We start from the raw sequence: 13,202 nt of genomic DNA, 5'->3' as shown, positions 1-13,202 counted from the left end.
CTTAAGCGAAAGTTGCGTCGTGTGAGTCTGTCGTGTGTCGGGCGCAAGATTGATCATTCTTGGGCGGGGGCGCTGCCATGACTGCATTTTCTTTAGGCAAGACGGGCCGGACAGGGTTGCTGCGGGGAGCATGTCTTGCCGCATTGGTTCTTGCGGTTTCAGGATGCGCGAGCACCAACAAGCCGGATCGCATGTCCACCGGCTCCATTCCCGCCGCCACACGCTCCTATGATCACATGAACATGGAGCAGCTTCGCCAGGCGGAAGAGAGCGCCGGCAAAGCCTATGAACGCAGCCCCAAGGATAAATCGGTGGGCATGAATTATGCCAGCGTGCTAATGATGACCGGCAAGAACACACAGGCTCTCGCCGTCATGCAGCAGATCGCCATCGCCAATCCGGCGGACCGTGATGTCCTTGCCGCCTATGGCAAGTCGCAGGCCGCCGCCGGCCAGCTGGAGCAGGCGCTTTCGACCATCCAGCGGGCACAGACGCCGGACCGGCCGGATTGGCGGCTATATTCCGCCGAGGGTGCCGTGCTTGATCAGCTTGGACGCTCGAACGAGGCACGTTCCCGATACAGGCAGGCGCTTGACCTGAAGCCGAACGATCCGAGCGTATTGTCCAACCTCGGCATGTCCTATGTCCTGTCGAGCGATCCGCGCACTGCCGAAACATATCTGCAATCGGCCATCGCCCAGCCGGGCGCCGATAGCCGTGTCCGCCAGAACCTCGCGCTCGTGGTCGGTCTTCAGGGCCGCTTTGCCGAGGCCGAACGCATCGCGGTTCAGGAACTCTCTGCGCAGCAGGCACAGGCGAACCTCACCTATCTGCGTGCGATGCTTTCGCAGCAGAACTCCTGGCAGCAGCTGGCGAAAAAAGACGGCAAACCGGCTGGTTGATGCGTTCGAGCATCCGCGTGCAGCGGCTGGCTGACAAGCAGTCGCCTCCGGGGCGCAAATATCGCCCCAAATCGCCTTGCGGTATTTTTCTATCAGAATGTGTCCAGAACGCGGATAATAGCCGGTCCAAGAATGACTGCGATCAGTACCGGCAGGAAAAAGACGATCATCGGCACAGTCAGTTTCGGTGGTAGCGCGGCAGCTTTTTTTTCGGCTTCATTCATGCGCTCATCGCGGCCTTCCTGTGCGAGAACGCGGAGCGCCTGGGCGAGCGGCGTGCCGTATCGCTCCGCCTGAATAAGAGCCTGTACCACGCTTTTGACGGTTTCGAGTTGGGTACGCGTGCCGAAATTCTCAAGAGCGACGCGTCTGTCCTGAAGGAAAGATAATTCCGCCGTCGTCAACATCATTTCTTCCGCCAGTTCGGGTGACTGCTCGCCCATCTCTTCCGCCACGCGGCGCATGGCAGCTTCCATGGATACCCCGGATTCGATGCAGATCAGCATAAGGTCGAGCGCGTCCGGCCAGGCCCGCTTGATTGATGCCTGACGCTTGGTCATGCGATTTGATACGTAAATATTGGGAGCGTAAAAACCGATATAACCGAAAAGAAGCACAGCCATTAGCCGGATGATAAACGCTTTGTCGGCGAGGTTTCCGAGAATGAAGATCCAAGTGAAGGCGATGGCCAGAAAAATAAACGGCAAGACAAACCGTGCGGCAAGGAACGTGTTGAACGCGTTTTGTGAACGAAGTCCGGCTGCCCGGAGCCTGTTCATTGTGTTCTTATCGGCCAGCGCTTCTTGCAGGTTGAATTTCTCGACGATGCGGCGGGCGGATTTGTTATTGTTGCCTCGCAGGGAGGTTTTGCCGTCTCTGGTGACGGTCGCCATGCGGTCGCGCTCGCGGCTACGGATGAGGTCGCGTTCCGATGATACCGCTTTCATGCGCTTGGCGAAATCTTTCCGCTCAAAAACCGGCATGAGGAGGGTATAGAAGGTCGCAAAAACAGCGAGCGTCACAAGAATGGCGATGATCGTTTGTGGGTCAGTCAGGCGAGAAAGAAGACTTCCTGTCATACCACGCCCCTAGATATCGAAATTGATCATTTGGCGCATGATGAATATTCCGATCAGCATCCAGATCGCGGATGCTCCGAGAATAATGTGGCCGCGCAAGTCGGTGAAAAGTACCGACAGATAGTCGGGCGATGTGAAATGCACCAGCAGCATGACGACGAAGGGCAGCGAGCCGATGATAACTGCGGAAGCCTTCGCCTCCATCGAAAGGGCATTTACCTTCGCGCGCATCTTCTTGCGGTCACGCAAGACCTTTGAAAGATTGGACAGCGCTTCCGAGAGGTTGCCGCCGGCTTGTGCTTGAATATTGATGACCGTGCCGAAAAAGCTTACCTCAAAAAGCGGCATGGTCAGCATCATACGCTCGATCCCCTGCGGGATCCCGATGCCGACCTGTTGCGCATCGACGACGCGCTGAAACTCCGTTTTCACCGGTTCCTGGCCGTCCGATGCGATCAGTCGTACCGCGTCGTTCAGCGGTAAGCCGGATTTGATCGACCTGCACATGACATCAAGCGCATTTGGAAACTCTTCAAGAAATTTTTTCTGCCTGCGCTTGAGAATAAACGCCAACGCCCACCGTGGTACCCCCAGCGCCACGACAATTCCTATGAGCAGAGCGAGAAGCAACGACAGGCCGTAAAGAAGGGCCATGAGAGCGAAGAAAACAGCCGCGCCGGCGCTCAACAGATGGAATTGCCGAGCGGAAAGCACCAGCCCCGCCTGAACTAGTTTGTCGCGCAGGCCGATATTCTTCGCTTTTTTCGCCTTTTCATTCTGTTTCTTTTCCATTTCCCGCAGGTTGTCCTGCATGGATTTGCGGCGTTTGCTAAGTTCCTGGACCCGGTCTCGTGCAGCTTTGATGTTTGTATGATCCGTCTCGGCGGCCTGCACTCGCTTGAAGCGGTTGCTGGTCTTTTTTTCGACCTCTATCTGCTGGAAAAGAAAGGCATAGGCGAGCGCTCCTGCCGAGATGGCGACGAGTACGGCCAGTAATATTATTGTCGGGTCCATGGCAGTCACTTTCCCTTAGGATGTCTTTTCCATCTCATCGAGCGCGGTCGCCAGGCGTTTCTCTTCGCCGTAATAGCGTGCACGATCCCAGAAATGCGGCTTGCTGATACCCGTTGATACGTGTCTGCCGATCAGCTTACCCTGGGCATCCTCGCCTTCGATCTCGTACCGCATCAGATCCTGGGTAACGATGACGTCGCCTTCCATGCCGATCACTTCCGTGATCTGCGTTATCCGGCGCGAGCCGTCGCGAAGACGCGCGGCCTGAATGACGACATCGATTGAGCCTGAGATGATTTCGCGCACGGTCTTGGCCGGCAGGGTGAAGCCGCCCATGGCGATCATCGATTCGATACGGCTGAGGCATTCGCGCGGCGTATTGGCATGCAGCGTTCCCATCGAACCGTCATGGCCGGTGTTCATGGCCTGGAGCAGGTCAAAAACTTCCGGCCCGCGCACTTCACCGACGATGATGCGCTCAGGTCGCATGCGAAGGCAGTTCTTGACGAGATCGCGCATGGTGATCTCACCTTCCCCTTCGATATTCGGCGGACGCGTTTCGAGCCTCACCACATGCGGTTGCTGCAGCTGCAGTTCAGCGGTGTCTTCGCAGGTGATGACACGTTCATCCTTGTCGATGAAGCTCGTCAGGCAGTTAAGAAGTGTTGTCTTGCCTGAGCCGGTGCCGCCCGAGATGACGACGTTGCAGCGGACGCGACCGATGATCTTGAGCAATGTCGCGCCTTCGGGCGTGATCGCTCCGAAGCGCACGAGCTGGTCGAGCGTCAGCTTGTCCCTCTTGAATTTTCGGATCGTCAGCGCCGGGCCATCGATGGCAAGCGGTGGTGCGATGACGTTGACGCGCGATCCGTCCGGCAGGCGCGCGTCGCATATCGGGCTCGACTCATCCACGCGGCGGCCGACCTGGCTGACGATGCGCTGGCAGATGGAGAGCAACTGTGCATTGTCCCGAAAGCGGATATCGGACTCGATCGTCTTGCCGCCGACTTCAATGAAGGTCTGGCCAGAGCCGTTGACCATGATATCGGCGATGTCGTCGCGTGCGAGAAGCGGCTCCAGCGGCCCGTAGCCCAGAACGTCATTGCAGATGTCTTCGAGCAATTCTTCCTGCTCGGCAATCGACATGGCGAAGTTCTTGATCGTGATGATATCGTTGACGATATCACGAATTTCCTCGCGCGCGCTTTCCGCGTCGAGCTTGGCGAGCTGCGAGAGATCGATCGTATCGATAAGGGCGGAAAATACCTGGCTCTTGGTATTATAGTAGTCTTCCGTGCGGGTGCGTTTTCTCTGCGCTGGCGGTGGGCTCGCCGCAGCCTGACGAGTGATGGGTGATTGGCCGGGCTCAAGAGTGTCAATTGCAAGAGAGCGAGGCTCAGACACCGTCGCCACCTGCATGGGCACAGGTGCAACAGGTTCCGGCTTCGTGCTTCTGGCTGGGCCTTCAGGCCCGCGTTTTCCGAACATCGGCGTTTCCGTCTAAGGGCGCAGGCGGAAGACCTACTTGCGCTTGAGAATATTCTTCAGTTTTTCCAGGCCGCCGCGTCTGCTTTTGCGCAGCACGGAGCGGCCTGTGATGGTGTGGGCGATCTGCGAGAAGGTTTCCGCCGTCTGGGATTTTTCATCCATCTCGCTGATCATGCGTCCGCTATTGGCGGCATTTCCGAACAATTGCGCGTCGAATGGAATGATCGCGATCGGCTCGATTTCCAGCGGCTCGAGGAAATCCGCCGGTGCGATTTCCGGACGTTTGGGCATACCGACCTGATTGAGAACGAGATGCGGTAATTTGTCGTTGGGTCTCAGCTTGATCAGCGCGTCGAAGAGATTCTTCGTATTGCGCAGATTTGCGAGATCGGGAACCGCCGTAATGATCACCTCGTCGGCTTCCGCAAGGACTGCCCGGGTCCAGTCGCACCATTGGTGGGGAAGATCGAGAACCGCAACGGGCGCACTGCGCTGCAAAACCTCGAGGATCGGCAGAAATGCCTGACGATCGAGATCATAGGTCCTGTCGAGAAGCGACGGTGCCGCGAGCAGCGACAGATGATCGGAACATTTGGTCAGCAGACGGTCGAGAAACACCTCGTCCAGTCGCTCCGGCGAGAAGACCGCTTCAGCCATGCCCTGGGCGGGATCCTGATCGAAATCGATATTCGCCGTGCCATAGGCAAGATCCATATCCGCTAGAATGGTTTCCGTGGAGAAGAGGCTCGATATGCCGAAGGCGCAATTATGCGCGATGGTCGATGAACCCACGCCGCCCTTGGCGCCAATGAAAGCGATGTTACGGCCCAGCGGCTCCGCTTCGGGGTCGACGAAGATCGCGGCGATAGAAGCCAAGAGATCGGCCATATTGATCGGCGCGACGAGATATTCGGAAATGCCGTTGCGGATGAGATCGCGATAAAGCGTTATGTCGTTGTGTCGGCCGACGATGATGACACGCGTGGAAGGATCGCAGACCTCCGCCAGGGGCGCGAGATCGTTCAGCAACGAGGCGGTTGAGCTTGCCGTTTCAAGAATGATGAGATTGGGCGTGGGCGACGCGGAAAACATCGTGGCGGCCGCATTGATGTCGCCCTTCGTCACCCGCAGGGTAACCTTGCTCATGCGCCGGTCGCTGGACAGTGCATCCATGACGGCCTGCATATTGTCGCTGACGCAGAAAGCGTGAACGGAAATGCGGGGCAGGGGCCGGAGGTGGTCCATATCGGCAGCGCGCAATGGCGGCTCGGCTTCGCCGCCGCCACTTGGCTTGATATCGTATTCTACAGCGCTCATGGTCTTTCCTGCCGTAACAATTGTTGGATCCGCATCAATTCGGCGTCGCCGTTGTCTTGCCTTGTCGATAGTTGTCGATGACTACCGCGCGACGTTCCGCATCGATTGCGCTCATACCGCGCGGACCGACCAGATCCATTGGATTGGCGATCTGCGCCGCGAGATTACTTTGGGAAGCGCACCCGAAATTGTACCAGTTCTTGTTTGCGAAGGTATTGTCTGACAGGTCCTCTGGCCATTGACCGCACTGGCCGGTCATGGCCGTAACGGCGACATAGCTCAGGCGGATAGGGGCGGCGTCGCCATTCGGGGAAGCGGCATAGCGCGTTTCCATGATCTTGCCCGGTGCCACACCCGCACCGGAAAGCGTCGAGCGAATCTGTTTCGCCATACGTGATGCGGCCGCTGAATTGGCCGATCCCGACGGGGTCTGAATATTAACGATACCAGTCGACATCGACGCATAATTCTGAGCAAAGCCGCGGACGTTATCCGCCATCGCCGTGGTCAGCCGGCTGTCGCTGGCCGAGACCGGAATGTCCAGCGAATGCTCCGCCTCCGACAGGGTGATCGGGTGGCGTGTGCGATAATCGTCGGGAATGGCGTTGGTGGTCATCGGATCGCGTGCGCAGCCCTGTAACAGGCCGGCGGCAAGCGCGGCAATGATGACGAGGCCGGTCCTTCTTCCGGACTGGCAGGGGAAAAAGGAGGAATAGGTTTCCTTCATGACGTTTCCTGCCCTGACCGGGCTTACTGTGAAGAGGGGATTTTGTGTGCGTGTCGTCATTTGTAGATGAACCCCACTGACCCCTGATAGGGCGCCGCCTGAACCTGGTCCTTGCGGCCATAGACCTTGTTGACGCGGTTCATGAAATACATGGCGGCATCGTTTTCCGGGTTGAAGTTGTCATCCGGCCGGGCGATCTGGTTGCGGGCCACGGGCCGAACCAGATAAGGCGTTGCGATGATGACCAGCTCCGTTTCGTTGCGCAGGAAGTCCTTGCTGCGGAAAAGCGTGCCGAAAATCGGGATCTTTGACATGCCCGGAAGCCCGGACATGGCCTGACGGATATTGTCCTGAACGAGCCCTGCGATCACGATCGAGCCACCAGAAGGAAGCTCGACCGTTGTGGATGTTTCCCGCTTGCGGACAGACATGTAGGTTGAACCCGGAATGCCCCGACCGTAATTTCCGGTTACGACATTGCCTTCATAGGTCGGCTCGGACACATTCGTCTCGATCTTGAGACTTATCCTGCCGGGTGAAAGCACCACTGGCCTGAAGTTCAACGTGATACCGTAGTCGACTGTTTCCGTTTCGCGTTTGACGGTCGCGACGCCTGTTTCCTTGTCGAGCGAAACATCCTGTTCGGCAGCAATTCGAAAATCTCCGCCGACATAAAATTTAGCCTGCTCGCCGGAGATCGCCGTCAGGCTCGGTTCCGCCAATGTCCGCATCACCCCTGCCTGTTCCATGGCGTTGAGGTAAGAGGCAAATCTCAGTGAGCCGGAGCCTATAGCTCCGCTGGCTATGCGCGTCGCGCCGTCGATTGCGTTTCCGAGATTGGAAGGATTTGAGAACTCGAAACCGTTGTTGCTTGTCGAACTGCTGATGGAACCGTTGAAGCCCAGCTGCTTCAGCACCTGCCTGCTGACTTCGGCGACGGTCACCTTCAGTGTCACCTGATCCTCGCCCTCGATCGTCAGCATGTTGACGATCTGCGATACTTGGCGGTTTTCGGCAAAAATCGCGGCGTCACCCCCGTTGTCGCCGCCCGTCAGAGAGATATTGCGGGTGGTGGCTTCACCACCTTTCAAAAAGGCTTCGGCAAGCTGCACTGCGCGCGCGGAATCCTGCGGCGTGCGCACAGATCCGGTGAGAACGATGTTGTCGGAGACGATCTCGACTTTGATGTCGGATTCAGGAATGAAGCGACGAATATTGGCTTCAAGACCAACGATATCCCGCTCTACTTCCAGATCGAGGCTGACGATTTCACGCCCACCATCGCCGAAAATAAAGATATTTGTCTGTCCTACCGTTTTTCCGAAGAGATAGATCCGTCTGGACGTGCGCGTTACCGCATCGGCAAGGCTGGGATCGGCGACAAGAATGTCGTGCGCGTCCTCGGGCAGGTCGATGACCAGCGCCTTGTTGAGACCAAGCTTCAGGCGCTTGCGAATGCCTGATCCGCTCTCAGTAATGCGCACAATGCTCGCGCTTTGCGCCTCGGCTTCGCCGATACCCAAAAATTCGGATGAACGCTGGCCGGGAATGCCGGAAAAAGCCACGCAGAACGCAAGCCCGCCGAGCATCGACGAACGCAGGTGTTGTTTGAAACGCCTTGCCATGAACCCCTTGATCATTGTGATGCTCCTTGACCGCCCTTGACGATCGAGCCGGATTTGATCACCTGAATTTCGGGCTGCCCGGCGCCGCCATTGAGAAGATAATCAGCCGAAAGCGTGTCGTTTTCCTGCGCGTCGGCAACCGAGCGCAGAGCCAGCGTGAGACGATCCGCCATCTGTTGCGCCACGGTCATAATCTTGGCTTGGTCCGGCGTCAGTTCCAGTGTCGCGGTTGCGCCAACCACTGCCGACGTACCGTCTTCGCCTTCCTTGATCTGCTGGTCGATGGCCAGAACACGAACGTTATTCAAAACATTCTCGGTCAAAAAGTTACCGTTGTCGCCTTTGCGGACCATGATCACGTCAACACGGTCATTCGGCAGCACGAAACCACCTGCCCCGGTTGAAACCGAAATCTCTGTCGAAACAGCGCGTTTGCCGGCGGGTAAAAGCGAGGACATGATGCGAGCGCTGGAATCGACGACTTTTTCCGGTCGGATCGGCTCGCCCTCGAATAACGGGAGCCGTACGACGGCACCGGAAAGTTCGATGATTGCGTTCGGGCTTTTCGTTTCCGTTATGAAACTATCGACGACGTTGCCCTGTGGCCAGGGAGTCCAGCGCACTGAACTATCATTCAGGCGACTGCCGACCGGCAGGTTGACCGAGGAAACGAGAACGTTGACCGTCGGTTCTTTCTGGATGATCGTTTCTGCTTTTTCGATAACCTGCTTTGTGCCGGAAATTTTCATGGCGACAAGACCGGCAAGACCGGCGGCTACCAAAGCAACGGATAGAATGACGATACGCGACGGTTTCATGCTCGATCCTTGAAGGAATCAGATTCTTCTCCCCTCAGGATGACGCGCTATTGGTATAATTATGGTTAATATTATGCGTGGATTTGTGGTTAACAGGCCTTTAATTTCGGCAATTACAGTATTCGCTCAGGAAAGACTGGCGATGGCAGCTTCTACGATCGGTGCGTTGCCATAGGTCAAAAAACCGGCGATGGCGATGCCGATCCCGTAGGGAATTTTTTTTGCTGCGAGCAAGGAATCGGGGATGGGAATGCCGCTGGCCATGATTTCCTGCGAGCGCGACCGCAAGAGCAGAATGCCGAGAGTCAACAGGCCGCCAACGAAGGTCACCGAAAGTAAAAATTCTATGAGGGACAGGTTGAAGCCATACCATACTGCTGCGGCAGTCAATAGCTTGGCATCTCCTCCACCCATAACATTGGCTGCAAAGAGTGCGAAGCAGGCAAAAAACACGGCGGCGGCAGCTGCAAGGCTCATTGCAAAAGTCTGCCAGTCCATACCGGAAAAAGGCGCGATCAAAATGAATGACAGCAGCAAAATGAGCGATATCCGGTTGGGTATCGTCATGCTCAAAAGGTCTGTGAATGCCGCGAAGGCAAGGCAGAGCGGAAGCGTCAGAAAAATGGCGGCTATAACCACGAGGGAGACTCCCTTTTACTCGGCCAATTCCAGGCGGATTGAAGACGAATCCGGGTATTCAGTATAATACGAAAATGCCGCTCACGGTTGAGCGGCATTCCCAATTCAGCGGTCGAAAACTATTAGAACGTCGTGTTTCGGGCCGTCTGCATCGTCGTACCGATGCCGTCAAAGAGTGCGTCGAGCTGCGTACCGACCATGCTTGCACCGCCTACGATTGCCACTGAAAGCAGAGCAGCGATCAGGCCGTATTCGATTGCAGTAGCACCGGACTCATCCTTGAGGAAACGAGCGAAAATCTTGGTCATAGGGTCTCTCCTAACTTGTGTTGGTTCAGCACGCCGACAACTGTTCTCCGTTGTTCGGTTGCGTTCAAACTACAGCCGAGCGATTTCCAAGCGCTTAAAAAAAACGATTAACTCAAAGTAAACGGCAGGATGAGTTTCTTTTGGTAAATAAAACAAAAAAGTATTGCCTGCATTTTTACATTTGCCGATAAACAAATATATTCAACTGCTGGCAGTTTGTCTTTTCCGACCAAGTTTCCTTGGGAAGAGGTGCAGATGTTCAGTTTTGAGGCGGGGCGGGGAGACGCGGCAATATCAATACATTACGCATGGTTACCATCCGCCTCGCGGATTTCTGCCATTTAACGCTTCATTCACTAAAACCGCGCATTCTGCGGAGCAATAAGTGCGGGTAGTGAGCAAGGACCAAACGCGTGTCATCCGGAAAACTGGCGAAAATTGTGGTCGGCTTGTCCGTCTTTCTATCAGGTTCGCTGCAGCCGGCTTTTGCTGAGGATGACATATTGCGTGTTTCGATGAATCACGCCCGTGTCCTTCGTCTCGACCGCGCCGTCAGCAAGGTTATTGTCGGCAACTCCAAGGTCGCCGATGCCACGGTTGCCGATGCCACCACGATTGTTCTGACGGGTCGCAGTTTCGGCACGACCAATCTCGTGCTTCTGGATGCCGACGGCAATCCAATCGTGGATGAACGCATTCTCGTCTCTATCGACGAGGGTAATACGGTGCGAGTTTTCCGCCAGACGGAGCGGACCGTTCTGTCCTGTACGCCGAACTGCGAGCAGCATTCGCAAAATAGTGGCGACAAAGACGCTCAGCCGTAACGAAGCATGTCACATCAGAGTTCTGTGCTGTAGAGAGAGGTCTTCCGAAGAGGACGAAGGCCGCTTGTCCCTGAGTGCCTGCAGCTTTTCTGGGAGTAGCTAAAAGCGAAAAAAGCAACACGCTTCCCGGCGTTTGCCGGTCGGCTATATGTTGCTGTTTTTTCGGCTAAGTTCTTGATCTGGCTAAGATCAAAAATGGAATGGTGCCCAGAAGAGGACTCGAACCTCCACACCCTTGCGAGTACCAGCACCTGAAGCTGGCGCGTCTACCAATTCCGCCATCTGGGCGACGGAGAGCGATGTACGAGGGCAGCCGCCCGGTGTCAACAGACTTTTTGAACTTTTATGACGATCATTGATTTTAAAGGGAAAAAACTTGGTTATGGCTGTTGAAACATGTCGCCGGGTCAGGTGTCGAGCCCTTCATGCTTCGTTCTGTCCACATGACCGAGGTCACGCTCCGGGTCGATGATGTCACGGATTCTCTGTTTGAGTTCTTTTGGGCCGGGAAAACCACCATCGCGTTTGCGTTCCCATATGATCGTGCCGTCCACGGAGATCTCGAACAGACCGCCGGTCGAGGGGATGAGGCTGACTTCGCCGATATCGGAAGCGAAGGTCTGCAGGATTTCCTGCGCCATCCAGCCGGCCCGAAGCAGCCAGTTGCACTGCGTGCAATAGCGGATGGTTATGCGGGGTTTGGTCTTGGTCATCCTCAGGTCTCTTTCATCGCCCGGCGACAATAATGTTCACGATAATGTCAACTATAATACTCATGTTTTTACCGGGCGCATGCTTGTTCTTATCATGCGGCTTTGCGAACAGAGAAGCTGTCGAAGGCTGAAACGTGGAGATCCTATGGCCCAGTTCGAGAATAATCGTCAGCGTCTTTTCGTTCCGGCGGTCGCACCGCTTTATAATGCGACGCATGATCTGGTAGAGACCATTCTGCGCGTCACGGCCGGGCTTCTTCTCGTCACCCATGGGTTCGGAAAGATCGTCAATCCTTTTGGTGCTGTCGGCATGGTGGAAAGCCTCGGCTTTTACCCCGGCGTCTTCTGGTCACCGCTGCTTGCCGCCACGGAATTTTTCGGCGGAATTCTGGTCGCTATCGGCCTGTTCACGCGGCCGGCATCCTTCGCGGCCATGATCGTCCTTCTGGTAACGGTTTATTTTCACGGCATCGTAAAGGCGGAAGGTCTGGGCGGGGCGGAAAAGTCGATCCTTTGGGCGGCGATTTTCCTGTTCTTCGCCGTTCGCGGCGGCAACCGGCATTCGGCAGACGCCAAGCTTGCGCGTGAATTCTAGGGCGTATCGCGTCAGATTATCCGCTATTGTCACAATGATGATGTAGCGGCTCTTGAGAATCGATTTTTCTCGTGGTGAAGCTGGATTCGATCGGCATTTCTTGCCGATTGAATCCTTTGTCGTCGCCACGAGGTTTTATGCGCGTTGCAATCATAGAAAACATGGCGGGTACGCCGCATGGGCAGCTCGGCGTCGCGCTGAAAGAAGCGGCGGCGGAAGTCCATATCATCCGCGCCTATGCGGGTGAGCCTCTCCCCAAGGATGCGGCCGATCATGATGCGCTTGTCGTTCTGGGCGGCGAACAGACCGCGCTCGATGATGCGCTTTATCCCTATCTTCCCGATCTTGCCCTTCTCATGAAAGCCTTTGGCGATGCGGGCAAGGCAGTCATGGGCGTCTGCCTTGGCAGCCAGTTGCTGGCGCGCGCCTATGGCGGAGAGAACATTCTCTCCGGCCCGCCGGAGTTCGGCTGGGAAGAGGTGTCCCTGACGGAAGAGGGCGTGTCCGATCCGCTATTGGCTGGGCTCGAAAAGACATTCCCCATTTTTCAGTGGCATTGCGATACATTTACGCTTCCGCCGGACGCCACGCGACTTGCGACCAATGGCGCGACGCGAAACCAGGCCTTTCGCATCGGCCGGGCGGTTTATGGCACACAATTCCATTTCGAAGCCTCCGCTGCCGTGGTTGACGGCTGGTGTCAGACGTTCCCCACTTCCGTCGAAAGAATGTCGCCGGGATGGCTGGAGAATTATCACGACCATCGCAGCTTGCGCGCAGAAATGGCCGATGCAGCCGGGCTGGAAATTGCCCGAGCCTGGGTACGCCTCATCCAGAGCGGCGATTTTCCGTTGCGAAAGTGATCGAGGCCAAACAAAGTTGCGACAGACGGGCTATCGTGCGCAAGGAGGCGCAGAGATCATGTACAAATTCGAAATCTATCAGGACAAGGCCGGCGAATATCGTTTCCGCTTTAAGGCTTCCAACGGCGAAACGATGTTCTCCTCGGAAGGATACCAGGCGAAGGCATCGGCTATTCACGCGATCGAATCGATAAAGAGAAATTCTCCCGGTGCGGACACTGTCGATCTGACCGCCATGACGGCCTGAGCCGCGCCGCCGCGCGAGAACTCGAAGCGTTTCGCCTGCCAGA

15 protein-coding genes and 1 tRNA gene are annotated in these 13,202 nt (G+C 56.2%); 5 read left to right on the top strand and 11 right to left on the bottom strand.

Annotation, left to right across the window (positions count from 1 at the left end):
• The first annotated feature begins 77 nt into the window (after positions 1–77).
• Positions 78–902, top strand: a complete 825-nt coding sequence (locus V6R85_RS06585) for a tetratricopeptide repeat protein (RefSeq protein ID WP_087743203.1) — start codon at positions 78–80, stop codon at positions 900–902.
• Between the two features lie 92 nt (positions 903–994).
• Here the strand turns inward: V6R85_RS06585 and V6R85_RS06580 are convergent, their stop codons facing one another.
• From V6R85_RS06580 to V6R85_RS06540, 9 genes are all read right to left on the bottom strand, one after another.
• Positions 995–1,981, bottom strand: a complete 987-nt coding sequence (locus V6R85_RS06580; protein WP_111833776.1) for a type II secretion system F family protein — start codon at positions 1,979–1,981, stop codon at positions 995–997.
• 9 nt (positions 1,982–1,990) lie between these two features.
• Positions 1,991–2,995, bottom strand: coding sequence for a type II secretion system F family protein (locus V6R85_RS06575; RefSeq protein ID WP_111833775.1), 1,005 nt, complete (start codon positions 2,993–2,995; stop codon positions 1,991–1,993).
• 15 nt (positions 2,996–3,010) lie between these two features.
• Complete coding sequence (locus V6R85_RS06570) at positions 3,011–4,483, bottom strand: CpaF family protein (RefSeq protein ID WP_003507399.1); 1,473 nt, start codon at positions 4,481–4,483, stop codon at positions 3,011–3,013.
• Between the two features lie 33 nt (positions 4,484–4,516).
• Positions 4,517–5,800 (bottom strand): AAA family ATPase, encoded by a 1,284-nt coding sequence (locus V6R85_RS06565; RefSeq protein ID WP_003507401.1) that lies wholly within the window; start codon positions 5,798–5,800, stop codon positions 4,517–4,519.
• 34 nt (positions 5,801–5,834) lie between these two features.
• The gene (locus V6R85_RS06560) at positions 5,835–6,527 is read right to left on the bottom strand and encodes a CpaD family pilus assembly protein (protein ID WP_003507402.1); all 693 of its coding nucleotides are present in this window, start codon (positions 6,525–6,527) and stop codon (positions 5,835–5,837) included.
• A gap of 56 nt (positions 6,528–6,583) precedes the next feature.
• Positions 6,584–8,167 carry a type II and III secretion system protein family protein gene (locus V6R85_RS06555; RefSeq protein WP_080865734.1) on the bottom strand — a complete coding sequence of 528 codons (1,584 nt, stop codon included), beginning with the start codon at positions 8,165–8,167 and terminating at the stop codon, positions 6,584–6,586.
• Entirely contained in the window at positions 8,164–8,970 is an 807-nt protein-coding gene (gene cpaB / locus V6R85_RS06550; protein WP_003507404.1) for a Flp pilus assembly protein CpaB, read from the bottom strand. The genes V6R85_RS06555 and cpaB overlap by 4 nt, the downstream gene beginning before the upstream one ends.
• A 126-nt stretch (positions 8,971–9,096) precedes the next feature.
• The gene (locus tag V6R85_RS06545; protein ID WP_107674845.1) at positions 9,097–9,609 is read right to left on the bottom strand and encodes an A24 family peptidase; all 513 of its coding nucleotides are present in this window, start codon (positions 9,607–9,609) and stop codon (positions 9,097–9,099) included.
• A 122-nt stretch (positions 9,610–9,731) separates the two neighbouring features.
• Positions 9,732–9,917, bottom strand: coding sequence for a Flp family type IVb pilin (locus tag V6R85_RS06540; protein WP_003507406.1), 186 nt, complete (start codon positions 9,915–9,917; stop codon positions 9,732–9,734).
• A 413-nt stretch (positions 9,918–10,330) separates the two neighbouring features.
• Here V6R85_RS06540 and V6R85_RS06535 point away from each other — a divergent pair, with 413 nt between their 5' ends.
• On the top strand, positions 10,331–10,741 hold the full coding sequence (locus tag V6R85_RS06535) for a pilus assembly protein N-terminal domain-containing protein (RefSeq protein ID WP_020812471.1): 411 nt from the start codon (positions 10,331–10,333) through the stop codon (positions 10,739–10,741).
• 201 nt (positions 10,742–10,942) lie between these two features.
• On the opposite strand, the gene V6R85_RS06530 is transcribed toward V6R85_RS06535, so the two are convergent.
• Positions 10,943–11,029: transfer RNA gene (locus V6R85_RS06530), tRNA-Leu, on the bottom strand.
• A gap of 119 nt (positions 11,030–11,148) precedes the next feature.
• Positions 11,149–11,454: a SelT/SelW/SelH family protein gene (locus tag V6R85_RS06525; protein WP_003507408.1), complete on the bottom strand. Its 306-nt coding sequence runs from the start codon at positions 11,452–11,454 to the stop codon at positions 11,149–11,151.
• Between the two features lie 145 nt (positions 11,455–11,599).
• Between V6R85_RS06525 and V6R85_RS06520 the strand changes: the two genes are divergently transcribed.
• The 3 genes from V6R85_RS06520 to V6R85_RS06510 all read left to right on the top strand — a co-directional run bounded on the left by V6R85_RS06520 (position 11,600) and on the right by V6R85_RS06510 (position 13,159).
• Complete coding sequence (locus tag V6R85_RS06520; RefSeq protein WP_003524478.1) at positions 11,600–12,049, top strand: DoxX family protein; 450 nt, start codon at positions 11,600–11,602, stop codon at positions 12,047–12,049.
• Between the two features lie 137 nt (positions 12,050–12,186).
• Entirely contained in the window at positions 12,187–12,912 is a 726-nt protein-coding gene (locus tag V6R85_RS06515; protein ID WP_162695468.1) for a type 1 glutamine amidotransferase, read from the top strand.
• A 58-nt stretch (positions 12,913–12,970) separates the two neighbouring features.
• Complete coding sequence (locus tag V6R85_RS06510) at positions 12,971–13,159, top strand: YegP family protein (protein WP_003507411.1); 189 nt, start codon at positions 12,971–12,973, stop codon at positions 13,157–13,159.
• Positions 13,160–13,202 lie beyond the last annotated feature (43 nt).

Origin of the sequence: Agrobacterium sp. CCNWLW32 (genome assembly GCF_037083425.1) — a bacterium.
In the GTDB taxonomy this organism is placed as follows: Bacteria; Pseudomonadota; Alphaproteobacteria; order Rhizobiales; family Rhizobiaceae; genus Agrobacterium; species Agrobacterium radiobacter.
This window is presented reverse-complemented; position numbering and strand designations above follow the sequence as displayed.